This is a genomic window from Kitasatospora sp. NPDC042419, from assembly GCF_056437345.1.
In genome coordinates this window covers 165,794-192,347 of sequence record NZ_JBWKAW010000015.1, presented here as the reverse complement: position 1 = coordinate 192,347, position 26,554 = coordinate 165,794, and the positions used below count along the sequence as shown (strand labels likewise).

20 protein-coding genes are annotated in these 26,554 nt (G+C 72.9%); 8 read left to right on the top strand and 12 right to left on the bottom strand.

Annotated features, from left to right (window positions below; all coding sequences use genetic code 11):
- Window positions 1–105 precede the first annotated feature (105 nt).
- The gene (locus AC067J_RS26280; RefSeq protein ID WP_478303127.1) at window positions 106–1,185 is read right to left on the bottom strand and encodes an inosamine-phosphate amidinotransferase 1; all 1,080 of its coding nucleotides are present in this window, start codon (window positions 1,183–1,185) and stop codon (window positions 106–108) included.
- Window positions 1,186–1,658: 473 nt separating this feature from the next.
- Window positions 1,659–3,347, bottom strand: a complete 1,689-nt coding sequence (locus AC067J_RS26275; RefSeq protein WP_478303199.1) for an ATP-binding protein — start codon at window positions 3,345–3,347, stop codon at window positions 1,659–1,661.
- 402 nt (window positions 3,348–3,749) lie between these two features.
- Here AC067J_RS26275 and AC067J_RS26270 point away from each other — a divergent pair, with 402 nt between their 5' ends.
- From AC067J_RS26270 to AC067J_RS26260, 3 genes are read left to right on the top strand one after another with little or no spacing between them, the layout of a single operon-like run.
- On the top strand, window positions 3,750–4,694 hold the full coding sequence (locus tag AC067J_RS26270) for an HpcH/HpaI aldolase/citrate lyase family protein (protein ID WP_478303125.1): 945 nt from the start codon (window positions 3,750–3,752) through the stop codon (window positions 4,692–4,694).
- Between the two features lie 2 nt (window positions 4,695–4,696).
- Entirely contained in the window at window positions 4,697–5,932 is a 1,236-nt protein-coding gene (locus AC067J_RS26265; protein ID WP_478303124.1) for an 8-amino-7-oxononanoate synthase family protein, read from the top strand.
- A gap of 17 nt (window positions 5,933–5,949) precedes the next feature.
- Window positions 5,950–6,507 carry a MaoC family dehydratase gene (locus tag AC067J_RS26260; RefSeq protein ID WP_478303122.1) on the top strand — a complete coding sequence of 186 codons (558 nt, stop codon included), beginning with the start codon at window positions 5,950–5,952 and terminating at the stop codon, window positions 6,505–6,507.
- Between the two features lie 168 nt (window positions 6,508–6,675).
- Here AC067J_RS26260 and AC067J_RS26255 read toward each other — a convergent pair whose 3' ends face one another.
- The 4 genes from AC067J_RS26255 to AC067J_RS26240 all read right to left on the bottom strand — a co-directional run bounded on the left by AC067J_RS26255 (window position 6,676) and on the right by AC067J_RS26240 (window position 13,951).
- Entirely contained in the window at window positions 6,676–7,656 is a 981-nt protein-coding gene (locus AC067J_RS26255; protein WP_478303120.1) for a quinone oxidoreductase family protein, read from the bottom strand.
- Window positions 7,653–8,993 carry a preATP grasp domain-containing protein gene (locus AC067J_RS26250; RefSeq protein ID WP_478303118.1) on the bottom strand — a complete coding sequence of 447 codons (1,341 nt, stop codon included), beginning with the start codon at window positions 8,991–8,993 and terminating at the stop codon, window positions 7,653–7,655. Before AC067J_RS26250 ends, AC067J_RS26255 begins: the two co-directional genes overlap by 4 nt.
- A 146-nt stretch (window positions 8,994–9,139) precedes the next feature.
- Window positions 9,140–10,417 (bottom strand): serine hydrolase domain-containing protein, encoded by a 1,278-nt coding sequence (locus AC067J_RS26245; RefSeq protein ID WP_478303116.1) that lies wholly within the window; start codon window positions 10,415–10,417, stop codon window positions 9,140–9,142.
- A gap of 633 nt (window positions 10,418–11,050) precedes the next feature.
- A complete protein-coding gene (locus AC067J_RS26240) occupies window positions 11,051–13,951 on the bottom strand; it encodes a CHAT domain-containing protein (protein WP_478303114.1) in 2,901 nt (966 codons plus the stop codon).
- A 45-nt stretch (window positions 13,952–13,996) separates the two neighbouring features.
- Here AC067J_RS26240 and AC067J_RS26235 point away from each other — a divergent pair, with 45 nt between their 5' ends.
- Window positions 13,997–14,734, top strand: a complete 738-nt coding sequence (locus AC067J_RS26235; protein ID WP_478303112.1) for a hypothetical protein — start codon at window positions 13,997–13,999, stop codon at window positions 14,732–14,734.
- 302 nt (window positions 14,735–15,036) lie between these two features.
- Here the strand turns inward: AC067J_RS26235 and AC067J_RS26230 are convergent, their stop codons facing one another.
- Window positions 15,037–16,416: an aminotransferase-like domain-containing protein gene (locus AC067J_RS26230; RefSeq protein ID WP_478303111.1), complete on the bottom strand. Its 1,380-nt coding sequence runs from the start codon at window positions 16,414–16,416 to the stop codon at window positions 15,037–15,039.
- A 95-nt stretch (window positions 16,417–16,511) separates the two neighbouring features.
- Between AC067J_RS26230 and AC067J_RS26225 the strand changes: the two genes are divergently transcribed.
- On the top strand, window positions 16,512–17,777 hold the full coding sequence (locus tag AC067J_RS26225) for an MFS transporter (RefSeq protein ID WP_478303109.1): 1,266 nt from the start codon (window positions 16,512–16,514) through the stop codon (window positions 17,775–17,777).
- 126 nt (window positions 17,778–17,903) lie between these two features.
- Here AC067J_RS26225 and AC067J_RS26220 read toward each other — a convergent pair whose 3' ends face one another.
- Window positions 17,904–18,458, bottom strand: coding sequence for a hypothetical protein (locus AC067J_RS26220; RefSeq protein ID WP_478303107.1), 555 nt, complete (start codon window positions 18,456–18,458; stop codon window positions 17,904–17,906).
- On the opposite strand from AC067J_RS26220, the gene AC067J_RS26215 reads away from it, so the two are divergent.
- The gene (locus AC067J_RS26215; protein ID WP_478303106.1) at window positions 18,457–18,744 is read left to right on the top strand and encodes a hypothetical protein; all 288 of its coding nucleotides are present in this window, start codon (window positions 18,457–18,459) and stop codon (window positions 18,742–18,744) included. The genes AC067J_RS26220 and AC067J_RS26215 overlap by 2 nt on opposite strands.
- Before the next feature lie 401 nt (window positions 18,745–19,145).
- On the opposite strand, the gene AC067J_RS26210 is transcribed toward AC067J_RS26215, so the two are convergent.
- A complete protein-coding gene (locus tag AC067J_RS26210; RefSeq protein WP_478303104.1) occupies window positions 19,146–19,775 on the bottom strand; it encodes a class I SAM-dependent methyltransferase in 630 nt (209 codons plus the stop codon).
- Between the two features lie 203 nt (window positions 19,776–19,978).
- On the bottom strand, window positions 19,979–20,812 hold the full coding sequence (locus AC067J_RS26205; RefSeq protein WP_478303103.1) for a hypothetical protein: 834 nt from the start codon (window positions 20,810–20,812) through the stop codon (window positions 19,979–19,981).
- 330 nt (window positions 20,813–21,142) lie between these two features.
- Between AC067J_RS26205 and AC067J_RS26200 the strand changes: the two genes are divergently transcribed.
- A complete protein-coding gene (locus AC067J_RS26200; RefSeq protein WP_478303102.1) occupies window positions 21,143–21,391 on the top strand; it encodes a YdeI/OmpD-associated family protein in 249 nt (82 codons plus the stop codon).
- A 343-nt stretch (window positions 21,392–21,734) separates the two neighbouring features.
- Here the strand turns inward: AC067J_RS26200 and AC067J_RS26195 are convergent, their stop codons facing one another.
- Window positions 21,735–21,893 carry a hypothetical protein gene (locus tag AC067J_RS26195; RefSeq protein ID WP_478303101.1) on the bottom strand — a complete coding sequence of 53 codons (159 nt, stop codon included), beginning with the start codon at window positions 21,891–21,893 and terminating at the stop codon, window positions 21,735–21,737.
- A 331-nt stretch (window positions 21,894–22,224) separates the two neighbouring features.
- Between AC067J_RS26195 and AC067J_RS26190 the strand changes: the two genes are divergently transcribed.
- Window positions 22,225–25,104 carry a tetratricopeptide repeat protein gene (locus AC067J_RS26190; RefSeq protein ID WP_478303100.1) on the top strand — a complete coding sequence of 960 codons (2,880 nt, stop codon included), beginning with the start codon at window positions 22,225–22,227 and terminating at the stop codon, window positions 25,102–25,104.
- Window positions 25,105–25,360: 256 nt separating this feature from the next.
- Here the strand turns inward: AC067J_RS26190 and AC067J_RS26185 are convergent, their stop codons facing one another.
- Window positions 25,361–26,497 carry an NADAR family protein gene (locus tag AC067J_RS26185; protein WP_478303099.1) on the bottom strand — a complete coding sequence of 379 codons (1,137 nt, stop codon included), beginning with the start codon at window positions 26,495–26,497 and terminating at the stop codon, window positions 25,361–25,363.
- Between the last annotated feature and the right edge of the window lie 57 nt (window positions 26,498–26,554).

Genomic DNA, 26,554 nt, shown 5'->3' with positions numbered 1-26,554 from the left:
GGTCGCGCGGCCGCGCCCCGGCGGTCCGCCGTCACGACCGGGCCCGCCCCCGGCACCCGGCCGTCACGACCGGGCCCCGGCGGCTTCCGGCCCCCACCGGGCGGGTCAGGACAGGTAGTCCTCCAGGCCGCCGTCGCGCCGGATGTCCAGGGTGACGCAGTGGAAGCCGCCGCCGAGCACCCGGGAGTGCCGCAGCCGGTGCGGCAGGACGGTGATCCCGACGTGTTCCAGCTGCTTGATCAGGGCGTCCTGGCCGGACTCGACGATCGCCGTGTCCGGGGAGACCATCAGCAGGTTCATGCTGATCCAGCTCTCGCTGAGCGCGTTCTCGACCGCGGCGCCGGTGGGCTCGGCCGGCGGGCACCACAGAATGTCCCAGCCCCGCAGCGGCTCCGGCACGGTCTCCGGGCCGATCCGCTCCGGGTTGAGCAGCACCAGCCCCGGCCGCAGCAGCGCGATGGTGCTGTCTATGTGGGTGTACCCGTAGATGTCGCGCAGCGGGTGCAGGCGCAGCCCGCCGTCGCCGAGCAGCCCGAGGGTGGACTCCAGCCAGCGCAGGCCGAGTTCGTTGCCACTGCGGGAGACCTGGTAGAACACGTCGCGGCCCAGCCGCAGCACGTTCGCGGCGTCGAAGACCGGCTCGCTCTCGCCCAGCAGCGGGAGCCCGTCGGCGTCGAACTCGAAGAGCTCGTCCCTCAGTTGCGGCCGGGGAGCGGAGATCCAGCGGGCGCCGCGGCGCAGGTAGTCGTGGAAGAGGGGGCGCAGCCCGAAGACCTCGAAGTAGCGCTGGCGCATCGGGCTGGCGACCTCGATGACCGTCTCACCGACCACCAGGGTGAGGTCACGCGGGCAGTAGGAGTGGAACCCGCCGTCGGCCTTCCACAGCGGGGAGGAGAACTCGGCCGCGTGGTCGATCACTTCGGGCTGGTGCACGGTGACGCCGAGGCCGCGCAGGGTGGCCGCCAGCGCGTCCAGGTCCTCCTCCGTCTCCTCCACCACCTGCGGCGAGTAGGGGCCGACCCGGATCGAACCGAGGTCGGCGGCGGCGGTCTTCGGGAAGCAGGACAGCCAGGAGGACGGCTCGGTCTGCTCGGGCAGCCGGGCGCCGACGGCACTGCCGACGACGACCTCCCGCAGCGTGCTGAACTCGTCCCAGCTGTGCACCGGACGGGCCGAACTGGACATGACTCCCCCTTGACACGGGTTTAGGGAAACGCGGATACGGCGGCGGACACGACGGCTTCCGAGGACACGACGGCTTCCGGGGACGCGACGGCGACGGCCGGGCCGGGCGGTGCCCGGCGCCGCGGCACCCCGGCGGGGCGAGGCCCCCGGGCGTGCGGAACCCGTCCCGGGGAACGCGGTGCGGATTCATCGCCGGACCGTCTCCTGCCGGCCACGGCGTACGGAAATCACCGGCCGGGCAGCCGAATTCGCCTTTCGACGGGCCGGGATCGCTCGTCAAGCTACCCGGCCGGAAGACGGCGGCGCAAGGACCGTGATCGGCACCGGGAGGGGTGCCGCGACCGGGCTCCGGTTGATCGATCGGTTGTTCGGCTGCCCTGGTCCGGCGCTGAACAACACCCCCGCCCGACGCCGCGGCGACCGGCGGTGCTCCGCGCCCGCGGACCGCCGTACCCCGCCCGCGACCCGGCGGGTCACCACCGCCAGGCCCGGCGGATCCGGCTCCCGCCCGCCAGCGCCAGCAGGGCCCCGCTCGCCGCGGCGACCCCGGCCACCGTCAGGTGCTGGCGCTGCGCCCGGCGCCGGTCGGCGGCGGCGGTTCGGGCCGAGGCCGCCAGGAAGGCCCGTTCGACCCCGGTGGCGGCCAGCTCCCCGGCCGCGACCTGCCGCATCAGCTGTTCCAACCGGACACCCCGGTAGAGCAGTTCCGGGTCCCGGTCGGCGGCCGCCCACCCCCGGGCCGCCGCGGTGAGCGCGCGCTGCTCGCCCAGTGCCTCGCGCCCCTCGGCCAACCACCCGCGCAGCCTCGGCCAGGCCTGCGGAAGGGCGTGGTGGGCGAGTTCGACGGTGTCCCGGTCGACCACCACCAGCCGGGCCCGGACCAGCCGTTCCATCACCTCCGGAACGCCGGGATCGTCGAACTCGGCCCGCCGGACCGGCTTCCGGGTGCCCTCGTCGCCGCCCACCAGCTCGCCGCGCGCCGTCAGCCCCTCTCCCAGGGCGGCCGCACCGGCGCCGTCCCCGCCGGGCCCGAGCAGCTCCCCGTCGATCAACTCCGCACCGAGCCGCAGGAACACGGCCCGCACCAGCCTCCGGTCCGCGGCCTCCAGCCCGTTGTACAGCGTCTCCGCCGTCCGGGCCAGCGCGCCCTCGAACCCGCCCGTGGCCTGGAAACCGGCCAGCGTCAGCGCGTTGCCGCTGCGCCGCCGCCAGGTCGCCAGCAATGCCGCGGACAACAGCGGGAGCGCGCCCGGCTGCTGCGCGGCGGTCGAGATGAGGACGGCCAGCAGGGCGCCCTCGACGGTACAGCCCGCCCGCAGCGCCGGTTCGGTGATCGCCCGCCGCAGCTCCTCCGGCGCCGGACGCCCCACCGCCAGCACCCCGTGGCGGCCGGCGTCGGCCAGTCCGGGGTGCTCGGCGAACAGCGGCGCGCACTGGTCCGAGCGGACCACCAGCACCACCCGGCACCGGGGCGGCGCCGCCACCGGCAGCCCGGCCACGGCCTGCCCCGGAGCGCCCGCGGCCGTCGCCACCAGCGCGTCCAGGAAGCGCGCCCGCTCGGCGGCGTCCCGGCAGCGGGTGCGCAGCTGCTCGCCCTGGTCCACCACCAGCACCGGATCGCCGGCCGTCGGCCCGGACGTGTCGCGCGCCGTCTCCCCGGCCGGCTGCCCCAGCCGGGCGAGCGCGAGCGCGTACGCCTCCATCGGTCGTTCGCCGGGAGTCAGCAGCGCCACCGGCACACCGCCCCCGGCCGGGGAGCGCCCCGCTCCGTCCCCGGCCGCGGTTCTCCCGGCAGGCACCCCGACGACCGCCGGGGCCCAGCCGAGCCGGGCCAGCAGACCGGCTCTGACCAGTGAGGACTTGCCCGACCCGGAGGGCCCGGTGACGATCACCAGCCGCCGCTCGGCCAGCACCGAGACCAGCCGGTCCAGCAGTGCCTCCCGGCCGAAGAACCGCTCCGCGTCGACCGCCTCGAAGGCCGCCGCGCCGGGGTACGGAGCCCGCCCGCCGTCCAGGGCGCGCCGCCGGGTGGCGGCGTCGGCGGCCAGTTCGGCGGCCAGCAGTTGCCAGCGGTGCCGCCACTCCCGGACGTCCCCGCCGCAGGCCTGCACGTAGGCGAGGGTGACGGCCAGGCTCGGCAGCCGCCGCCCGCCCGCGGCCACCGACAAGCTGGCCGCCGAACAGTGCGCCCGTACGGCGAGCTGGCGGTACGGCGGACTGCCGGCGCGCTCCCGAAGCGCCCTCAGATCGCCTGCGAAGCGCAGCAGCGACCCGTCCCCAGGATCCAGTGGACTCTCCCGACGCGGCACTTACGGCCCCCCTCTTCGTTGAAGCGGTGTCCTGACGCCCTTGCGTTCCCACGCGTCCACGCGTGCCACGCGTGCCACGCGTGTCTCCTGTCCGTCCCCCCGGTGATTCATCATGCACAGCGCGGTTGGCGCCGAACAATGGTGCGTGCGGGTCGGTTGTTCCGAGTTGATGTTCAATGTCCAGCCCTACGGCGCCGAACACGGCCGGTGGGATAGAACCGGGATCCGCAGCCCTCGCTGACTTCGGAGACATCCATGAAGTTCACGCGGTACTGCCGTTCCCTGCTGTCCACACCCGCGATGGCGGTGGAGCGGTACACCAAGAGCCACCGGTCCGGGGCCGACATCGCCATGGTCGATCTGGAGGATTCGGTCCCGCCCGCCCGGAAGGAGGAGGCCCGCCGGCTCGCCGAGGAGTTCTTCACCCTCCCGTCCGCCGGGCTCGCGCGCAGTGCGGTGCGGATCAACGCCCTGTCCGGGCCGGACGGCCTGTGCGACCTGATCGCCATCACCCGCTACCGCGTCAAACCGGACCTGGTGCTGATCCCGATGGCGGAGTCCCCCCGGGACGTCGAGATCGCCGCCGGCGCGCTCGGCCGGGACTGCCCGGAGACGGAGTTCCTGGCCGTCGTGGAGACCCCGCTGGGCATCGAGCACGCGCCCGCCATCGCGGCCGCCGGGCACCGCCTGCGCGGGCTGGTCTTCGGTTCGGCCGACTACGCCTTCGCGGTCGGTGCCCGGCTCTCCTGGGAGGCCCTGGCCCACGCCCGCGGCCGGGTCGTCAACAGCGCCCGCGCCGCCGGGGTGGAGGCGATGGACGCGCCGTTCTTCGAGGTCGCCGACATGTCCGGGCTGCGCCGGGAGGCGGGCCTCGCCCGGGACTTCGGGTTCAGCGGCAAGATCGCCGTCCATCCGCGCCAACTCGCGCTGATCAACGAGACGTTCAGCCCGGACGAGGAGCTGCTGGCGCGTGCCCGCCGGGTGGTGGCGGCGGGCCTGGAGAACGGCCGCTCGGTCACCGTGGTGGACGGGGTGATGGTCGGCATGCCGTTCTTCGAAGCCGCGCAGCGCCTGGTCGAGCAGTTCGACCCGCCGCCGCCCGAGGGGCCCGAACGATCCGGCGGCCCGCCGCCGGTCACCCCGTCCGGGCAGCACGCCCGACCCCGACCCGACACCCCGAACCACGCGACGGAGAAGTGACGATGACCGAAGAATCGATCCTGGGCCCGCGCCGGTACCGCAACGCCGAGGCCATGCTGGCCAGTGCCGACCCGGTCTGGCAGGCCGCCGCCGCCAACGGCCTGATCGGCATCACGGTGGACTCGGAGTCCAACAACCGCCTGATCGTCCGCGAGAGCGGCCACGAGTTCGCGAACATGGTGTCCTGCGCGTACCTGGGTCTGAACAACCACCCCTCGGTCGCGGCCGGCGCCGTGGACGCGCTGACCGAGTCCCGCAGCACCTGGCTGGTCACCTCCACCACCCGGATCCGGCACAACCTGCTGGTGCGCCTGGAGGAGGAGCTGGGCGAGCTGTTCGGCGCGCACGTCCTGCCGGGCGCGTCCTGCACCTCGCTCACCGCCGGCATCCTGCCGCTGATCGCCTCCGGCCACCTGGACGGCACCTGCCAGGGCGGCGGCGGGCCCCGGGTGATGGTCTTCGACCGCTTCTGCCACTTCTGCATGGCGTACGTCAAGCCGATCTGCGCGGACGAGTCGCTGGTGCTGACCTGTCCGCACAACGACCTGAACTACCTGGAGGACGTCTGCCGGAAGTACCCGCGGGTCGCCTACGTGGCCGACGGCGCGTACTCGATGGGCGGCGCGGCGGCCCTCGACGGCCTCCTCGAACTCCAGGACCGCTACGGCCTGTTCCTCTACATCGACGACTCCCACTCGCTGTCCATCATGGGTGAGCGCGGTGAGGGCTTCGTCCGTTCCCGGCTGGAGATGAACCCGCTGACGGTGATCGTCTCCAGCCTCGGCAAGGGATTCGGCACCGGCGGCGGCATCGCGATGCTCGGCAACCGCGAGCAGTTCGAGTTCCTGCACCGGCACGCCGGCCCGGTCGGCTGGTCGCAGAACGTCGCGCTGCCGCTGGTCGGCGCCTCGCTGGGCAGCGCCGCCATCCACCGCTCTCCGGAACTCGCCGACCTCCAGGGCCGGTTGAACCGCAACATCGACCTCTTCGACGAGCTGTTGCCGACCACCTTCGCGGGCAACGGCCTGCCGGTGCGCCGGGTCGACGTCGGGGACGCCGAGCAGGCGGTCAAGCTGTCCGCCCAGCTCTTCGAACGGGGCTTCTACAGCTCGGCGGTGTTCTTCCCGATCGTGCCCAAGGGCGAGGCCGGGCTCCGGCTGATGATGCGCGCCGACATGGACGAGCGGCTGATCCGCGAGTTCGCCGGGCACGTCAAGGAACTCACCGCCGATCTCTAGGACTTGGAGGGAACCCCATGGACGGAACGGACGGAACGGACGGAACGGACGGAACCGAACCCGCCGGCTACCGGCGGATCGGCGAGCACCGCTACCGCGAGGTGGTCGGGCGCTACTACGAGGAGTTCAGGGTCGGCGAGGTGGTCGAGCACCGCCCCGGACGGACCGTCACCGAGCTCGACAACGTGCTGATGAGCATGCTGAGCATGAACGACGCCCCGGTGCACATCGACGCCGCCTACAGCGCGCACACCCCCTGGGGGCGGCCGATCGTCTCCAGCCTCGTCACCCTCAGCATCGTCGGCGGGATGACCGCCCGCTCGACGAGCGGGCGCACCATCGCCAACCTGGGCTGGGAGAACATCCGGATGACCCACCCGGTGTTCACCGGCGACACCCTCTACGCGGAGACCGAGACCCTCGCCAAGCGGCTCTCCAAGAGCCGGGAGGGGCAGGGCATCGTGAGCTGTCGCACCACCGGCACCAAGTCCACCGGCGAGACGGTGGTGGTGTTCGAACGCAGCTTCCTCGTCCCCCTGCGCGGCCACGGCCTGGACGAGGTCGCGGGGTACTGAGCAGAGGCCCGCGGGGGTACCGAGCGGAGGCCGCGGGGTACCGAGCGGAGGCCCGCGGGGGTGCTGAGCACGGGCAGCGCGGTAGCGCGGTACTGGGCCCGCCTCGTGGGCTGCTGAGCGCCCGCACGGACCGGGCCCGACGGCGGATCGCCGGGCCCGGTCCACGGCTCAGTCCTCGCGGCGGACGTCCACCAGCACCTTTCCCATCGTCTCCCGAGCGGCCAGCGCCCGGTGCGCGCCGGCCACCCCGGACAGCGGCACGGTCCGGTCGATCCGCGCCACCAGCCGCCGCTCGGCGGCGAGCCGGAACAGCCGATCGGCGATGCCCGCGAACAGCACCCGGTCCGCCAGGACGTGCTGGAGCCAGAATCCCAGCAGCCCCGCCGACCGGTCGGCCAGCTCGTCCACCGAGAAACTCTCCTCCGCCCCGCCCCGGGCACCGACCGACAGCAGCCGTCCGAACGGCGCCAGGGCCTCCAGTCCGGCGCGCAGCACCCGGCCGCCGACCAGGTCCACGAACAGGTCCACCCCGCCCGACTCCGCGATCAGGCGTTCGGCCAGCTCGGGGTCGCCCGGGTCCAGCGTCCGGTCGGCTCCCAGCGCCCGGACGAACTCCCGCTTCGCCGGGGTGGAGGCCAGGGCCAGCACCCGGCCCGCGCCCAACTCCCGGGCCAGCTGCACCGCGAGGTGCCCGACCCCGCCGGCGGCGGAGGTCACCGCGACGGTCTCGCCCGGCCGCAGCCGACCCGCCAGGGTCAGCGCGCCGTACGCCGTCGCCCCCTGCTCCAGCAGCGCGAGCGCCTGTTCGTCGTCCACGCCGTCCGGCAGCTCCACCGTGTGGGCCGCCTCGGCGCGGGCCACCCGGGCGTACCCGCCGCCGGAACGCAGCAGCGCGGCGACCCTCCGGCCGTCCCCGCGCCGCCGGCCGACCACGTCGGCGCCGAGCACGGCCGGCAGCGGGTAGCGCGCGTACTCGCCGGTGCGGCAGCACAGGTCCGCGTAGTTGAGCCCGGCCAGGGTGACGTCGATCAGCACCTGGCCCGGGCCGGCCACCGGCTCCGGCACCGTCTCGGTGCGGAACTCCTCCGGCCCGCCGTAGCGGTGGATCACCGCCGCCCGCATCCCGGCGCCGGCCGCGTCCGGTCTCATCCGGCGAAGAGGGCGAGCAGCGCGGTCTCCAGGGCGCGGGCGGCCTCCGGGCTCTCGGCCACCACGCAGTACATCACCGAACCGTCGGCGGGTGCGAAGTCGCAGCTGAAGAGCACACCGGTGCCGGTCTCCGGGGCGAAGCCCAGCCCGGCCTCCCCGACCGCCGCCACCGCCTCGGCGAAGGACGGCACCTTGAGGCCCGCCAGCTCCAGGATGTAGCGCGAGCCGCGGTGCTCCTCGCGCAGCAGGCGGCCGAAGTAGACGTCGTGCAGGTGACTGGAGCCGGTGAGCCGGCCGTTGGTCTCGTGGAAGTAGATCTCGCCCTTGGGGGTCAGCACGGCGTCCGCGCTGACCGTGCCGCGGTAGCCGATCACCCGCAGCGCCTCGCACAACCGGGCGCCCTGGGAGACGAGTTCGGCCCGGACCTCGGCGTCCGGGGTGACCGGCGGGGTGATCTCCCCGATCACCACCGGCCGCATCACCATCTCGCCGCAGCCGGAGAGCACCACGGCCGCCTCGTCGATCAGGAACTGCGCGTACAGCGGCGCGGAGTCGGCGAAGTACCGCTCCACCACCACTCGTTGGCCGCGCCCGCCGGTCAGCCAGGCCCACCGCTCGGCGACGTACCCGGCCACCGCGGCCCGGTCCGCCAGCGCCACCACGCGCTCGGCACCGGCCGGGTCCACCCGCTCGTCCCGGGCGAGGACCTCGTTGCCGAAGCCGCCCGCCTGGAACTCGACCTTCACCATCACGCTGTGCCCCTGCGCCAGCAGCTGCTCGATCGCGTCCTCGACCTCCGCGGGCGAGCCGGCCACCCGGCCGGGCGGGATCGGCACCCCGACACCGGCGGCCACGGCCCGGAACCCGGCCTTGCTGTTCACCAGGGCGTTGCCGCCCTGCGCGGCGAACGCCTGCCCGGCCATGGCGTGCGCCAGCCCGAGCGCGGCCGCGAGTTCGGCCACCGCGCCGTTCGGCGAGATCGCCAGCACCTCCTCCACCGCGCGGCCCTGTGCGGTGCGGCCCTCCAGGACCCGCCTCAGCTCGGCCCGGAAGGCCGGGTCCGCCAGCCGGTCGGTGGTGAGCACCTGGTCGCCCTGGGCGCCGGGCGGCGGCACCACGAACGTCAGGCTCCCGGCCCGCACCCCGGTCAGCCCGGTGACGTACGCCAGGTACTCCGGATCGGGGCCCCAGGGCATCACCAGGACGTCCCCGTCCTGCGCCCACCAGAGCATCCGCTGCGCCCCGCATCCGGCGAACAGCTGCTCCAGCGGCGCCATCCCGGTGAGGTCCCCGACCATCTCCTCGGTGCGGTTGTTCGCGATGCAGAGCGTCGTCATCTGGTGAACTCTCCCGGGGTTCGGCGCTGTCGCGGCCCTGGTCCCTCGCACGGCACGAGTGTGGCGTGCGCTACCGGTGTAGCGCACCGGGGTTGTTCCGGTTCGGCCCTCGGTCATTGAACAAAACGGCGAACAACGGGCACCGGTCAGCCGGTCGGGGCGACGGCGTTCGCGGTGGCCGGCTGAGGACCGCAGAAGGCGGTCGCCAGCAGCTTCTGCGAGGTCTTCCAGCCCTGGCCGGTGTTGCGGTAGCCGTTGGTCGAGACCGCCACCAGCCGGCGGCCGTCCAGCGTGCCGTAGAGGGCGCTGTTGTGCCCGCGGCCGGTGCTGCCGTTGTTGCCCCAGACCTCGCCGCAGGGCGTGGTCAGCCGTCCGATCCCCAGGCCGTACTGGGCGCCGCCGCTCGCCGGGGCGACCGTCAGCATCTCGGCGAGCAGCGGCGCGGGGAGCAGTCGCCCGCCGAGCAGGGCCCGGAGGAAGGTGCCGAGGTCCGCGGTGGTCGAGACGCCGACGCCCGCCGCGTCCATCTCGCTCGGCTCCATCTCGGTGACGTCCACCGGGCCGCCGGGCAGATCGAGGTAGGTGTGCGCGTGCGGGCCGCGGATCCCCGTCGCGTGGGCCGGCATCGAGGTCCCGGTCAGCCCCAGGCGGTCGATGATCCGGCGCTCGACCTCCCGGCGCCAGTCGTGGCCGGTGACCCGCTCGACGATCATGCCGGCCAGCAGGTAGTTGGTGTTCGCGTAGTGCCAGGCCGTGCCGGGCGCGGAGTAGGGCGGGTGACTGTTGGCCACCGCGAGGAGTTGCTGCGGCGTCCAGCTCCGCCAGCGCCCCTCGCGGAGCCAGGTGTCGTGGTCGACGCCGATGACCGGGTCCTCGGTGTAGTCGAACAGCCCGCTGGTGTGGTCGAGCAGCTGGCGCACGGTGACGGAGCCGCCGCCCGGGACGGCACCCGGCAGCAGGCTCTCCACGCTGTCGTCCAGCCCGAACCGCCCCTCGCCGACCAGCTGGAGGACGACCGTCGCCACGAAGGTCTTGGTCACGCTGGCGATCCGGAACCGGCCGCTCGCGGAGGGCTCGGCGCCGGTCGAGAAGTCGCCCACGCCCTCCGCGCCCTTCCACACCGTGCGCCCGTACTCGGTCACCCGGGCGAGCGCGCTGGACGCCCCGCCGATCCCGACCACGCCCGCCAGCGCCTCGTTCAGCGCCCGCGCGTCCACGCCGCCCCGCTGCGGGCCGCGGCCGGCCACCTCCGGGCCGCTCCCCGGCCGCTCCTCGCCGACGGCCGTCGCCGCGGCCGACCCGGCGCCGAGGGCGCCGGCCGTCGGGGCGGTCACGCCCACCAGGCCCGCGCCCGCCAGCGCGAGCGCGACGACCCGCACGCCCGGCGCCGTCCGCGACCCGCCCCGGCGCTCCGTCACCCTCATGAGTCCTCCTGTGTCCGTGCCGACGGCTTTCACAAAACCCGAAAAGCGTGAGGGGTTGACACTGTGTCAGGCGTACACGAACCGGTCGTCCACCCTCTGGGGCACAGCGACTCCACCCACGGGTGGACGCCCTGCGGCGTGTCGGTCCTCCTCAGGTCGGAGACCGACTCAGCGAACTCCTGCACAGGGATCCGACTTGACGAACAGTCAGGTGATTCGGCGAACCATCCCAGCGGGGCCTTGACACGCGGCACCTCGACGAAGGCGCGCAGCCACGCCGGGTGGTCGGGCCAGGCCCGCGCCGAGCCACCACACCGTCCACCACGGCCGCGCCGTCCACGCGGGTCGTCCCGGCTGCCCGCACGTGCGGCTCCAGCGCCGGGCACGGGGCGCCGGTCCGCCCGCAGAGCAGCCCCGCGACGGCGGTCACCGGCGGGCCGTGGCAGATCTGCGCGCGACGGGCATCGTACTGGTGAGACGGCGGGCGGCGGCCCATCGGATGAAGGTTCCGATCGGCCTGCGGCGGGCCGGGTGGCTCGCGAGCCAGCGGTCCAGGTCCTCCTGGTCGCCCGAGGCCAGGTCGGGCCGGTCGGCGTCAGACTGCCGAACCGGTGATCCGTCGTCACCGTCGGCTCAGCGGCCGCGGTGGGCGAAGCCCGCCCAGTAACGCGGCTCGGCCAACTCCTCGCTCCCGGCGGCGTCGTCGAACTCCAGGTGTCCGGCCAGATCATCCGGCACGGCCCGGTCGGGGTCGACCATCCACAACTGCGCGGCGCGCAGCGCCTGCCGCACCGCTGTGCCCTCCGAAACGAAGTGGTGGACCATGTAGCTGAGCACCGCCGACGCCTCGTCGTCGATCGGCCAGAGGGAGCCGATCACCGAGGCCGCACCGGCGGCGAGGAACGCGGTCGCCAGCGTGAGCACCTCGTCGTGGTCGGCGTCGGTGGCGTCGGTCGTGCAGGCGGAGAGGAACACGAAGGGGCCCGTTCCTCCCGCCGCCGCGGGGCGGGCGGCCGCGCGCCGCAGCAGGTCGTAGACGGACAGCCGTGCGCGGCCCGCCAGCCACAGGCCGCTCTCGGTGGGGTCGGAACCGGTACTGCCGTGGCAGGCGAAGACCACGCGCCCCGGCGGTGTCGACGCGTCGAACAACTCGGCGAGGACCGTCTGCGGCGTGGCCTCCAGACCCGGGCTCGCCAGCGACTCCGGATGGCCGAGATAGGTGCCGGTCCGGTAGAAGTCCGCCCGCAGCGCCATCGCCTCCTGCTCGGCGAACAGGAGGTCGTCGGTCGGATTCGCGATGATCAGCGAGTGGTCGCCGGAGTCGACGGTGCGCGCCGCAGCCGTGCAGACCATGCCCGCCGATGCGGCATAGGTGAATTCGGCGGCCTGTACGGCGTAGCGCAGGCCGCGCTCGGCGGCCCACCGTCCCGCGTGCCACGGGACGGCGCCGGCGACTCCGACGGGGACGAGCGCGCAGACCACGGGCGGATCGTGGACCTCGGCCGGGTCGATGGCCGGGTCGATGCCGAGGTGGCGGAGGAACGGCTGGAGACATTCCCCGGCCCAGTCGCAGACGGCGTCCAGGGCGGCGGCCTCGCCCGAGAGGTGGGACCGCAGCGCCGGCTGGTCCGGTCGCATCTCCGGCACCTCGACGAACACCGGCTCGCCGGTCCGGCGCAGGGTGAGGAAGCCCCCTTCCGCGAAGGGTGTCGCAAGCAGGACGTACGCCACGGCATCGATGCCGAGCTCCGTCATCGCCGCCTGGACGTCGGCCGTCCGGGGCGGATCCACCAGGTCGGAGTCGGCGAGTACGGCGGCGATCCGCTGTCGCAGGTCGTCCGGCACCACCTCGTCGGACACCGGGGCGGAACCCGCGTCGGAACCCGGGTCGGACAGCCCCCGAATGCGGTGCTCCTCCCATCGAGCGGCGAGTGCGGGAGCTCCCTCGGCGTGCAGCAGCTCGCCCAACGCTCGGGACGCTGTCGCGGCCTGCAGGACCAGCGTCCGTCCGGCCTCCAGGGCGTAGAGTCCACAGTCGCCGCCGATGCTCAGGCAGTACGCGATGGCCCGCTCGGACTCGTAGGAGGCCGCCCGGGCGGAGCGGACCGCCAGCCCGGGTGTGGGCTGGGTGAAGACCCGCCAAGCCGGACCTCGCATGCCGCGGCGGAGGTGGTGAAGCGCCGCCTCGGGTTCGTCGTCCGCGAACGCGATGGCCATGGCCGCGACGTGGAGCGTCAGCCAGTTCCCGGTCGACGAGTACTCGCCCATGGCGCCGATGGCCGCCGCCACGGCCGACCTGAGCTCCTGGCGATACGCGAGGTCGTCGGGATCGTCGGAGAAGGCCGCCATCGTGTTCAGCGCATGCATGGCGGTCTGCTGGAGGTGCCCGCGGGCGTCGCCGGCAGGGGCCGGAGTCCGGGGACGCCCGGGCACCGGCGCCAGGCAGGGGCACTCGATGCCGTCGATCCGCGCTCCGCCATGCACATGGTGGTAGGAGCGGACGACTTCCACCAGCAGCTCGAACCTCGCGTCCGCCGTCGAGGTCGCGGCGAGGAGCCGGCATGCCGACTCGAAGGTCGCGCGGTGCTCGGCGCCGTTTCCAGTGGCGAGGTCACGAGCCGATGCCGCGTTCAGATGGTTGTATCCGGCGGTCAGCGTCTCGTCGCCGATTTCGGCTGCGAGGTCGGCTGCGGCCTCAAGGACGGGAACGGATTCGCACATTCCTGAAGCGTCTCCCTCGACTGCGGCCCGCCGGAACAGCGCATTTCCGAGCAGGCTGAGGGCGTCCACAGCAACGGTGAGGGGGAGCTCCTCCTCGCCGTCCACCAGGGAACGGCCGATCTCGACCGCCGTGTCGGCATCGGCGATGTCGCCGCGGAGCTCGAACCGCTGCAGGAGCGCATTCCCCAGGGTGAGGAGTCCCACCGCGCGAATGTGGGGTTCCAGGGGAAAGGCGAGCGCGTCCTCGACCTTGCCGATCAGCGCGGCCAGCCGTCCCTCGATCGACTCTCCCGCAGGCCCGAAGGCCAGCGCGACGAACAGCATGCCGACTGCCAGGACGACCGTTGAAGCCTCGTCCGCCGTCGTCGGCGGAGCCGCGAGCGCCTCCTGCAACTCCTCGATGGCAAGGGCCTCGTCGGCCAGGTCGACCAGGTGCGGGCCGAAGGGGGCCGCCGCCGGTGCGGGTGGCACGCCGCACGCGGTGAGCAGCTCGGCCACCCGCTCGGCGATGCTCGCCCTCTGCTCGCCCGGCAGTGCGGGGAGATCGATCGCTTCGAGTCTCGATCGTGCGGCGGACGTCGCGGCTTCGGCGCCGAGTTCGCCGAGCGCGTCGGCGACGGCCAGCGCGAGTTCCGCTTCGAGCAGTCCGGCCACCGCGCGCTGCAGGTCGTCCTCCGCGGCCCGGGTCGCCCGCAGGGCCAGGTCCGCCGCCGCCAGGTGGTCCGCGACATCGCCGGACGCCCGCGCGCGATCGAAGAACAGCCGTGCCTGTGACAGCAATTGATGATAGGTCACATCATCGGGAGCGGCCATGACGCTACATTAGGTACTCCCGCTGACCCCGAGCAAGGTGGACGAATGGCCCAAGTGCCCAAGGCCTGCTGGAACGCGGTGCGCCAGAAGTTCAGCCTGAGTCCGGTGTGGCCCCTGGGCGGTACGGTGGCTCTGGGTGACATCGGTCGGCTCTCCCCCGCTGGCTGGATCCGCGAGACCAGCGCGAGCAAGCTCGGGATGACGTGGGACGTGGTCCGTGGCGCACCGGGAGACTACGAGCTCTCCCACGGGGCCGACACGTACATCGACGCCGGCACCGCCGCCGACCTGGGCGCGGCCGGCGGCAGCCTCAGGTTCAACAGCAAGCGCGGCGACGGCCTGATGCTGAAGGCAAGCCAGGGCGTCCAGGCCGATGTCGCCGATCTCCGCCGGCTCAAGGCCGACGTTCTGGCGTGTCCGGACTGGGACCCCGCGTGGGTGGTGGTGACCTCCGTCGTGAGCGTCGAGACCGCCTGCCTGCTCATCGCCACGGGGCGGGACGCCTCCGCCACCCTGCGGGTCGATCCCGGACCGCTGCTCGGCGGCCTGGGTGTCACCGCCCGGATCTCGGCGGTCAGGAAGTCCGGAACGGTGTTCAGCTACATCACCGGCTCGCCCACGGCCCTGTTGATGCGGTGCCACTACGTCCGCGGAAGCCGGAAGCGGAGCGTGAAGTCACGTGATCCGCGCGAGGAGTCACCCGCCGCCGTCTCGACGGGGCGGCCGCAGTTCCTCCAACTCATCGACCTCGACGACACCGCGCCCCTCCCGGGGTCCGACTGACCGCCGGCGGAAACGGAGGCCGGCGAGGACCGGTGGGGTCGGAACCGGAACCTCCCACGACCCGCGCCAGGATCCGGCCCGGCCACGTTCGATGATGCTCCCGGGCCGTCTGCCGGCCCCGCCCACGCCGTAGCGGGTGGCGGATCGCTTGCTCCCCGGGCCTCGAACCCGGTGACCGGCCTGGCCCCGGCCCCCGGCCGCGACGGCTTCGGCGCACACGCCGGGCAGGGCATGGCAGGGCCGGGCCGAGCAGGGCGGAGGGTCTCGGTGGAGCCGTTCGCTGCTCTGCGCGTGCGAGCCGACTACCGCCGCGTCGTCCCCTGTTCGGTCAGTACGGCCACCGCACGGGTCAGGGTCTCGGGGGTGGCCGTGTAGGGGAGCCGAAGGTAGTGGGTGAGGGTGCGGTCGGCGGAGAAGGTCGGCCCGGGCGACAGTTTCAGGCCCTGGCCGGCTGCGCGGGTGGCCAGGGCGGCAGCCGTCGTGCCGTGCAGCCGAAGCCACAGGGAGAGACCACCCGGCGGGACTGTGAAGCTCCACTCGCCCGCGCCCTCCAGCAAGGCCGCGAGGTGGTCGCGCTGGGCGCGGAGCCGGTCTCGCCGGTCGCGCAGCAGGTCCTGCGGGTCGGCCAGGAGTTCGCAGGCGATGAGCTGTTCGAGCGGCGGTGGTGACAGTCGCGCTTGGAGTGGGTTGTGCCGGAGTTCGCGGATCCGGGCGGCGTCGGTACGCAGCCAGCCGACGCGCAGGCCGCCCCAGACGAGCTTGCCCATCGAGCCGATGGCGACCACGGCCCGGCCGGCCATGTGCGGGACGGGCTCCGGTGGAGTGCGCAGGTCCAGGTCCCGCAGGGTTTCGTCGGCGATGACCGTCATGTCGTTGCGGGATGCCAGTTCGGCCACGTCGTCGCGCTGGGCGGCGGGCATGAGGGCGCCGGTGGGGTTGTGGAAGTCCGGTGTCAGGTAGGCCAGTCCCGGCCGTACTGCCTTCACGGTGTGGGCGAGGCGGGCCGGATCCCATCCGTCGGAGGTGACGGGCGAGGCCGCCAGCCGGGCGCGCCGGCGCCGCAGGACGGCCAGGGCGCCGTGGTAGGTGGGGCTCTCCACCAGGACGGGGCGGGCGCGGTCGTGCAGGTGGTCGGCCAGGAGGGTGAAGGCGGCCCGGGCGCCCGAGGTGACCAGGATCTGATCCGGGCGGGTCGGCAGGCCCTCGCGGGTGTAGCGGTCGGCCAGCAGTTCCCGCAGTTGTGGCAGCCCCGCGTCGGGCTCGGCCGAGTCCATGAGCAGGGATGCCGATCGCTCCACCGCTCGCCGGGATGCCTCCAGGTAGGCGGCGTGGGGGGCGGCGGGCACCGCGCGGGTGAAGTCGAGGCCGTCTCCGTGGTCCACCGACCAGGGCGCGGTGCGCTCGGTGATCTCCGGTGGGAGCCGGACGTTGCTGCCGCTGCCGTGGTGGGTGCGCAGCCAGCCGGTGTCGCGGAGCGCGGCCAGGGTGGCGACCACGGTGCCGCGGCTGACCCGGAGGGCCGCGGCGAGGGCTCGTTCGGAGGGCAGCCGGGTGCCGACCGGGATCCGTCCGTCGATGACGGCGTCGCGGATCGCCGCGGCGAGTGTCTGCGCGAGCGGTCCTGCCTCCTGCCGCCAGCCGCCCAGAACCGAGGCGATCCCGGGACCGCGGGTCTCGATCATTGGTCCAGTTTGCCAAATGTGGACCAGGACTCGCGCACCGGCGGCCCGTAGCGTCTCGGGCACCGACCCGTGAACGTGCACCGAGGAGCCGACCCTTGCGTCCCCGACGAACGAGTGGCTGGCTGCGGCAGACGGCGGGCGGACTTCCGGCCGCGTTCTGGTACCTGTGGACAGCGTCGCTGATCAACCGGACCGGCGCGGTGGCCCAGATCTACCTCGGCGTGTACCTGCTCTCGGTCCTGCACTTCAATGCCTCCTACACCGGGCTGGTCATCGGACTGGGCGGCATCGGTACGGCCCTGGGCTCGCTGCCGGGCGGGATCGTCGCCGACCGGTGGGGACGGCGCCCGGTGGTGCTCGGCGCGACCGTGCCGGCGGCCCTGACCATGCTGGCGCTGGGCTGGACCGACGATCAGGCGGCCGTCCTGGTCCTGGCGCTACTGCTCGGGGTGTTCCTCGGCATCGTCCGGCCGGCGTTCACCGCCTCGATCATCGACGTGGTCGCCGATGCCGACCGGGTCCGCGCCCTGAACCTGAACTACTGGGCGTTCAACCTGGGTTCGGCAGCCGCGGCGCTCCTCGCCGGCCTGTTGGTCAGGATCGAGCCCGTGCTGCTGTTCGCGGCGAACGCCGGCGTACTGCTGTGTTCGGCGCTGCTGCTGGCGCTGAAGGTCCCGGAGACCCGTCCCGCCGTCACGGCGGCCAGGACCGGCCCGGTCGGGCTCGGCCCCGTCTTCAGGGACCGGACCTTCATGGTCTTCGTCGGGCTGACCCTGCTCGGCTGGACGATGATCGAGACCAACAAGATGCTGCCGGTCTCCATCGTCTCCGACGGGCTGGAAGCGACGTCGTACGGGCAGGTCATCGTGGTCAACATGGTGCTGATCGTCGCCGGGCAGCTCATCCTGCCCGCGCTCGTGGCGCGGTTCCGGCACGAGCACGTCCTGGCCGCCGCGGCCGTGTTCACCGGGGTCGGCTTCGGGCTGGCCGCTCTCGCCGACACGCTGTGGGCGTACGCGCTGACGGTCGCCGTCTGGACTCTCGGCGAGATGCTGATGACGCTGGCGAGCTCCGCGGTGATCGTCCAGCTGTCGCCACCCGACGCCCGCGGCCGGTACCAGGGCGTCTTCGGATTCGGCCCCCCGGGCGCGCTGTTCCTCGGCCCGGTAGCCGGCGGGCTCGTCGCCGAACACCTCGGCACGGACACGCTGTGGGCCGGTGTGTTCTGCCTCGGCCTCGTCCTGGCGGCGGCGAACCTGGCGGCCGGTCCCGCCCGGGCCCGTCGAGTGGCGCTCCTGCAGACCGCTGCCGAAAGGCGGGTACGGGAGCCGTCCGGCAAGGAGCTCCCCGGGGTTCGGTGAACACGGAGGTGACTCATCGGGCCGGCGAGCGAACCCCACCGGCCGGACGCGGCCGCAACCACGCCAGACTACGAACGCCTCGTCCAGCACGCCGAATTCTCTGAACCCGGCATGGCTGCCGGCCGCTCAGGGAGTGCCCGTCGATGTGTCGATGGATGCTGCGAAGGCTGCGAGGGCAGTGAAGTCGTCGTTGCGCAGACCGATCCGCGGGTTGACGTGGTGGAGCAGGGCCGGTGCGCGGTGGTTGGCAGCCACGTGTGCATGATCCGCGTCGCTCTGTTCGTCGTCCACCCAGGCGAATGGTCGGCCGTTGGCGTACTCCACCAACGGCTCGGACTTCCAATGGACGCCATCAGGTCGCTCGTTGAGCAGGGCGTTACCGAAGTCGACGAACGGCAGTTCAGGTAGACCGAGCACAGGTCCGATCCACTTGTTCGCGTCACTCATCCAGGTTGTGGCCCAGCAGATCTCGTAGCCGAGAGCCAGCAGCGCACGCCCGTGATCGGGGTTGAGCCACACCCGGAGCGGCCGAGTGTGGGTCCGGAGTCCCCCAGGCTCCCCAACTGCCCCGCGCTGCTGTGGGACGCGGAGGGTGGTGTAGCCCTCGGGGCGCTTCTCGGGCTTTGCCGCATACGGATTCAGGGGTCCGTCGACATCGAGGAACAGCAACGGCCGACTCATGGCGCCCTCCGAACTTGCGTTCCCGATCTACCGAGTCGCCGAAGCATATCCGTCTTCGTGTATCGCTGGCGCGTCCGACGATCCGGGTGAATCCGGGCATCCCGAGATCGACCGCCGTGGCCGTGCGGGCTGTGGCGGCGTCCATCTGGGCGAGCTTGTCCTCGGCGCCGGTGAAGCTGGTTTCGAGGCCTTCGACCTCGCCAAGCCGGCCTTCCCTCTTGGCTTCAGCGATGCCCGAGAGCGGCCGGTCCGCTCGTGCTTGAACCGCTCCATCGGATTGTGGTGAGCGTTCGCCCGGTCGGATTGGCGGGAACGGTCCAGCGGGAACGGGTTGACGGTCGGGCCGGTACCCTCGCGGAGGTGGAAGTCGCAGAAGGTCCGCATGACGGTTTCGCAGTGAGCCCTCGTGGCCGCCGTGTACTTGACGCCCGGCGACGACTTGCCCGCCACAGGGTTCGGTGTGCCCGGTGCCGGCCTCACGACGCCAGCCCCTTTGGTGTTGCCGTCTGCGATCGGAGCCGGAGACGCCCTTGCACGCGTGCGGGCTTGTCAGCCAGCAGCATCCAGCGCGTGAAGTCCCTCGCCTCGATGGTCTCACCCGCCGGCAGTCCCGCTCGGACCTGCCGAAACCGCAGGAGACGGAGAAGGCGACCCGACCGGCATCGCCGGATTGATCATTGGTTTCCGTCAACTTCTGCGGGCCAGGAGATACGCACGCTCGGTGTCCGCTTCGCCCGGGTAAGGTCCTCGCACCAGCGTTGCCTCGACGGTCAACCCCGCGGCGGTGAGACCTGCGGCAACGTCATCCGGTCGCAGGGCGAAGAAGTCGAGGGAGACCGGACGGTCGAACCACGAGTCCCGGCGTCGGATCTCCTCGCCCGCGTGGAAGGCCGCAAGGACGAGACCGCCCGGGCGCAGCACGCGGGCGAATTCCGCGTATGCGCGCGGTCGTTCGTCGGGCCGCAGATGGATCAGCGAGTAGAACGCTGCGATGCCGGCGAGTTCGCCGTCTTCCAGCGGAAGGTCCAGCATTGAACCAACTCGCACGTCAAGCCCTGGCCGACGAGCCCGGGCCGCCCTGACCATGCCCGGTGACACGTCGAGGCCCAGAACCGGAACCCCGAGGTCGTCGAGGAAGCACGCCACCTGTGCGGGACCGCACCCGACGTCGGCCACGGGACCGTCCTTCGGAACCTGTTCGGAGAACGCCACCAGCATGGCGCGGTCCAACGGCTTCGAAGCCAGATCCGCGGTGAAGCCCTGTGCATACACATCGGCGACCGCGTCATACGAGTCCCGAATCGAGGTGCTGTCCATCCGACCAGTATCCGACACGGCCTGAAGCCGAGCCCTGGCCACCTCTCGGCGGACGTGCGACAGGGCAGGACCAGCCGTCAGGTCACCGCGGTCACCTCGCCGGACGCGGCGGCGACCGACGTTTCCCGGTACCCGCAAGGGTCGTCGCGTCGCGACCGGCCGGGCAGCCGGGCAGCCGGGCACGCGAGCGCTGACAGGCGGGCTCAGGCGCCCGGACCCAGTGCCTCGAACAGTGTGTCGATCCGCAGCCGCAGTCCGGCGTCCGAGGCCCCCGTGACGGCGACTTCGACGAGGTCGTCGTGGCGGGTGACGTCGGCGATGCGGACGTGGAGCGAGGCGGTCGAACCCTCGATCAGGTGGGTGTCCCCCGTTCCGGGGTCGTCCCCGTCGGCGCTCCGCACAGGCGCGGTGACGGCGTCCCAGTCGGCACGCGTGAAGTCGGCGCCCGTGAACTGGGCCAGCAGGTGCATGAACAGGCCGAGGTTGCCGCGGTGGATCCGGCCGCCGAGGCCGTAGTCCGGCGGCCGCCTGCCCCCGGCCGCAGAGTCCGGGCGGAGCGCGCCGCTCACCGGATGCTCGTCACCGAAGTAGGCGCGCAGACGTACGGAGAGATCGAGCTGACGGCACGCGGTCTCGGGATCGTAGGCCGCGTCAGGCAACTGGGGCACACGCTTGCGACCCGTCACGTCCAGGCGGTACGGCTCCTCGAACCCGCGCTCCCACCGGACGACGGCAGGCAGGAACCGCTCACGCGCACCGGCCGCGTCGGTGCCGAGGTAGCCGGCGATCTGCTCCCACGAACTGCCGCGCTCACGTTCGAAGATCACCGCCCTGGTGAGCAGCCGGTCCGCGACCTCCCGCAGGGTGGCGGCCTCGCTGACCCGTCCGCCCGGGCCCGTCTGGTCGTCGAACCGGGTGATCGCCAGGTTCGCCGCCGCGCCGGCGAGGTCGACGCTGGTGTCGCTCAGGACCAGGCGAGCCAGTGCCGCTCGTGTGAAGGCGTTGCGTTCGGCATCGTAGGGCGTGGGCTCTGGCAATCCGGATGCTCCCGTGTTCCTGTCGGACCGTCTGGTGGCCCGGCTGTCGGGTCCGCCGGACAGTGTGGCGTGCCGGATCCGCGGACTCCAGCGCTTTTCCGCACACCAGGCACGTCACCGCCCCTCTCCGCCACGGTCCCCGAGCCCGCCGGCGCTCTGCCCCGGGGCGGGGCCGGCGCCACCGTCCGCCGACCCGGACGACTGCGTCCGAGGTCTCGGCTACAGTGCCCCGGGGAGCCGGCCGGCCCCTCGCCGAACAGCCGCCGTCCCTGTCCCACAACCGTCCCGGACGGCCGTGCCCCGGGTACGGGATACGGGTACGGGACGCGGGTGCAGGCCGCGGACGTGGCGATCGGCGAGGAGGTCGAGGTCGAACTGGAACTCGACACCGAACCGCGCGTCGTCGTCGAGCCCTCGGACTTCGCCCAGGCCCTGGACGACGACCCGCTCGCCCGCGCCGCCTACGACAACCTCACGGACAGCCGGAAGCGCGAGCACGTACGCGCCGTCGAGAGCGCGAAGAAGCCCGAGACACGCCAACGGCGCATCGAGAAGGCCATCGCCACCCTGCGCGGCTGACCCACACCCGTGCAGTCGGTGACCTGTCCTTCCTTCCGCGCGCCGGCAGGGGATCAGGGGATCCAGGGTCACCCGACCCGGGTCCCGGCGGGCGGGCCGACGGCCCGAGGAGCACCGGCTGCTCGCCATTCCGCGGTCACCGTGAGGGCTGCCTGTCACCCTGGCCGCCGAGGAGCTCCGTCGGCCGGCCCCGAACCCTCAGGACCTGACGTAGCAGGTCCCGGAGCGGACGCGGAGCCGAACCGGGAGCCCCAACCGGTGAAACCACTGGGACCCGGATCGGGCGGGGCCGTCCGACACGCTGATGATCCCGTACCGAGCCCGGACCAGGCGGTGTGCCGCGTCACCAGGGAATGTGGGCCAGGGTCCAGGCGACGATGGACGTGGTGGCGGCGGTGGCGACGGCATTGACCACGACGAGGGTGATCCGGCCGGGCCGGCGACGCGGGCGGGGCCGCTCGACGGGGCGGCGGATCGGGAGGCGGTCGAGGAGGCGCTTCATGGCCGGTTTCCCTTTCGGTCGGGCTTCCTGGCTGTCCCCGTGGCGGGGCTGCTGGTAAGACGGTGGCGCAGCTCGGGGCGCGGACAAAGCCTTTGAGGGTTGTCGGTACGACAACCCCGGATACCGACCCGACAACCGGCTGCCGAGGCCAAGGGAGGGGCACATGACCGGTCCGGAAAGCGCAAGAACGGGTGGAGGACCCGACGCCGGCGGTAGCGGGCGCGGTGGGCGAAAAGGGCGTCCATGGAGTCAGGACCTGCGGGGTCCGAACCCGGAGATCAACGAGCTCGCCGCCCTGCTTCGGGAGTGGCTCGACGGGAGCGGCCTGTCGGTGCGGAGGTTCCACGAGCTCCTGACCGTCGACCACTTCACGGACGGCAGGATCCCCTCGGTCGACACCCTCTACAGCCGGTTCGCCGGTGCCGGACTCAGCCGGGACTTCGTCGAGGCGGTCATCGAATTCTGTACGCCGGACACCGGTGAGCGCGCCCGGCGGACCACGAAGGGCCGGGAGCTGTTGAACGCGGCGAAGAACCGCCCTGCCTCACGTGGCAACGCGGTTCGAGGCGGCACCGCCCACGTGCCCGCGCCGCTGCCACCGCAGTGGCCGGTGGTGATCGGAGCCATCCCGATCCTGGCCAGCGCCTTCCAGCCGCGCACCGCCGTGCGCGAGAGGATCGACGAGATGCGGGCCGGACACGAGACGGTGGTGCTGTCGCAGGTGCTCGCGGGTGGCGGTGGGGTCGGCAAGAGCCAGCTGGCAGCGCAGTACGCCTGGCGGGCGGTGCAGGACGGCGAGGACGTCGTGGTGTGGGCCGCCGCCGCCGACCCGGTCGCGGTCCTGCTGGCCTACGCGGAGGCGGCGGTCGCCGTCCAGGTACCCGGTGCCACCGGCGCCCCGGACCGGGTCGAGCAGGACGCCCGACGCTTCCTGAACTGGCTGAGCAGCACCGAGCGCCGTTGGCTGGTGGTCCTCGACGACGTCGCCGACTTCACCGGCACCGGCCCGCTGTGGCCGGGGAGTTCACGCCGGGGCAACGGCCGGGTGCTCGCCACCACCCGGCAGCGCGGCGCGCATGCCTCCGGAGGCGGGCGGGCGATCGTCCCAGTGGACGCCTACAGTGCCGCCGAGGCCGTCGACTACCTGCGCGACCGCCTCACCACCGCCGGCTTCCCGTACCTGATCGACCCGCAGGCGGAGGAAGTCGCCGAGGCGCTCGGCTTCCTGCCGCTCGCCCTCGCGCACGCCGCCGCCTACATGATCAACCAGCACCGTACCTGCTCCGCCTACCTGGAGCTGTTCCGGGAGCGCACCCGAGCTCTGGACGCGCTACTGCCGCCGGAGGCCGACACCGAGTTATACGGGCGTGCCGTGACGGCAGCCCTGCTGATCTCGCTGGACGCCGCGCAGCAGACCGAGCCCAAGGGCCTGGCCGTCCCCGCGATCCGGCTGGCGGGCCTGCTCGACCCGGCCGGCCATCCCCGGGCCCTGTGGACCACCCGGAGCGCGACCGGATACCTCGCCGACCAGCGTGCCGCCGGTTCGCACAGCTCGCCGCCCGCGACGCCCGGCGAGCCCGGCACCGAACCGCCCGAGCCACCGCCCGGCGAGCCCGGTACCGAACCGCCCGACCCACCGCCCGTCAGCGCCGACGAGGCCCTGTCGGTCCTCGCCGTCCTGCACACCTACAACCTGCTGAGCAGCTACCCGGCCGGTGTCCCCCTCCCGCATCGGGGAGCGGTCGCCGCTCACCGGGAGATCGCCGTCCACGCCCTGACCGCCCGCGCGGCCCGGGACACCACCCCCGAACCGCGCTTCCCGCAGTCGGCCGCGATCCTGGCGCTGTACCAGCTCTGGACGGCGGAGGAACACACCGACTACCGGCTGGCCGCCAGCCTCCGGGGCAACACCGCCGTCCTGGGCGAGACCGTCGGCAGTGAGGTGCTCCGGCTCTTCCCCGGATTCGTGCTGCGCGAGCGGGCGGGCCACAGCCTCCTCCACGCCGGTCTGCACGAGGCGGCCATCGCCCACTGGACCGAGGAGGTCGAGGCGGACATCCGCGAGCTCGGGCCGGATGACGAGTTCACCCTCACCAGCCAGGCCAACCTGGCCCTCGCCCTTTCGCAGGCCGGTCACGCCGTGAAGGCCATCGCCCTCCAGAAGCACGTCGCGGTCGAGCTGGAACGCCTCCACGGCGCCGACGACCCCAGAACCCTGGCCGTCCTCAGCGGCCTCGCCGCGTCCTACGGAGAGGCGGGCCTGAACGGCGACGCCGTGGCGCTCAAGGAGCACGTACTGGCAGCCCGCGAGCGGACGCGGGGCCTGCTCCACCCGGACACCGTGGAGGCCCGGAGCAGTCTCGCATTCGCCTACCAACTGGACCGCCGACACGAGGAAGCCCTGGCGCTCAAGGAACAGGTCGCGGCCGAGATCGCGGAGCTCGACGGAGGCCCGGGTCGAATCGGCGACCCCGACCACGAGAACACACTCGCCGCACGGGCGAGCCTGGCCTACAGCTACATGGAGGCCGGGCGGGTTGCCGAGGCCATCGCGATCGAGGAGGACGTCCTGGCCGCTCGCGAGCGGCTGCTCGGCCCCGACCACCCCACCACCCTCCTCACCCGGCTCGCCCTCGCCGCCTCCTACGCACGGACCGGCCGCATCGAACAGGCGATCACCATGCAACGGCAGGTCGTGGCCGACCTGGAGCGCGTCCACGGCCCGGACCACCCCGACACCCTGGGTGCGAGGGCGAACCTCGCGGTCTCCTGCCGGCGGACCGGCCGGACGGAGGAGGCCGTCGAGTTGTCCGAGCAGATCCTGCCGGCCAGGGCCCGGGTCCTCGGTCGGGACCATCCCGACACCGTTCAATCCGCCGCGAACCTCGTCAGCGTCTACGTCCAGGCCGGCCGCTGGCGGGAGGCACTGAAGCTCGCCGAGGGGCTTCGGCCGATACAGGAGCGGGTCTTCGGTCCCCGGGACGACCAGACACTGGCAGGGCGACACGTCGTCGCCCTGCTGCGGGTCGAACGCGGCAAGCAGGCGCTTGAACAGGACCCGGCGAAGGCGGCCGAGGACGCGGCGGCGGCGATCGAGGCGGTGGGTCCGCACGTGGTACCCCGACTACCGCCGTTGGAGGAGGCTCTGACGGAGGCGTACCGCCTTGCAGAGCTGGCGCGGGCGGCACTGGAGGCACGCGGCGGGGGCTGAGCCCGTTCGGCGTCGCTCTCAGCGGGTGATCCGCGAAGGATCGCCCCGCCGCCGTCACCGCGAAGTCGCGCAGGGCCAAGGGCGACCAAGACCCCACCGCCCGGCTCCCCTCCCCCGCTCAACGGCCCCGTCCACTGCCGCTGCGCCCCCGAGTGGGTGTCCACCGAGCTGCGCCGGAACCTCGCCGACGACGACCGCGAGCCGAGCGCGACGCCCCCGCCCACATTGCCCGGAACCGCACCGGTACCGAAGTCGCCTACGAGACCTCGCCATGGCCCGTCCCGAGTATCCCTGCTCGTCGCGCCTGCAGTTCGGAGCGGACGAGTTCGAGGAGGCGCCCCGACCAGTTGCGGCCCCGGCCGGCGTTGTCGCCCCAGAAGGTCGAGTTCATGTCGTCGTAGATCATGGTGGCGTCGTCCGTCGCCAACAGGATCTCGGCCAGCTCGGGGTGCTGGTCGTACTTGGCACGCAGCAAGCGCGTCATGACGGCGGTCCGGGCGTGCTCCCAGCCCTCGCGGCGAGGGGCCTCGGCCGCGAGCGTGCGCGCTGCGGCGGCGGTTTCCGCTGCCGCGATCACGTGCCGGGTCTCGGGCTCGGCGACCGACAGGGCCCAGTAGGCGTGGGCGACGGAGGGGTATTCGGTGTCTGCGACCGTGATCGGGGCGGGGTAGTCGTGGCGCAGACCGAGCCTTCCGTGATCCTCCACCGGCCGGGTCGGGAACGACCGGTAGAGCTGGACGGCCGGGGCGTGCGGTGTCGCCGGTCCGTCGGCGGGGACGCGGGTGGCCCTCTCGGCCCTCCGACGTGCCCGCTCCTCGAAGTACGCGAGGGCGCTGTCGTAGTCCTCCTGCGTGACCGTGCCGTCGAACGACAGGTAGGTCCGGCCGCCGGGCCCCGCCACCAGGACCCGCAGCGGCCGGTCCTTGCTGTCCATGTCGCCCAGCGCGTAGCGGCGCCGCGACTCCGGGACGGCCAGGAACGCGGCGCGGGCCGCGGCCCGGTTCTCCTCGGTCCGGTCGGCGAGGAAGACGTCGACGGCGGCCAGGCAGCGGCCGGTCGAGTCGGGCCGCCCGTTCAGCTGGTCGATGGTGTCGCGGACTTCGGCGACCAGCAGCTCGGGCGTGAGCCAGCTCTGCGGCTCGCTGAACTTCCAGTCCGCCAGATCGTGGGCGGAGGCCTCGCCGCCCTCCGGAAGGCTGGTGGCGACCCAGCCGGTGCGCAGCTTCTCCTCGAACTCCTCGATGGTGACCAGGCCCCAGCAGTCGATGAGTCCGTCGGCGTAGATGAAGAGGTCGGTGAGGAAGAAGTGGCCGTTACGGATGAACGCGTGCCGCCAGGTTCCGGGTATGCGGACGCCGTCCGCTGTGCGATGGGTGATCCGGTTGCCGATCATCCTGGGATTGTGTCGCAGCGGTCGCCGCGCGGGCCATGCTCTTTCCTCCGAGGCGGC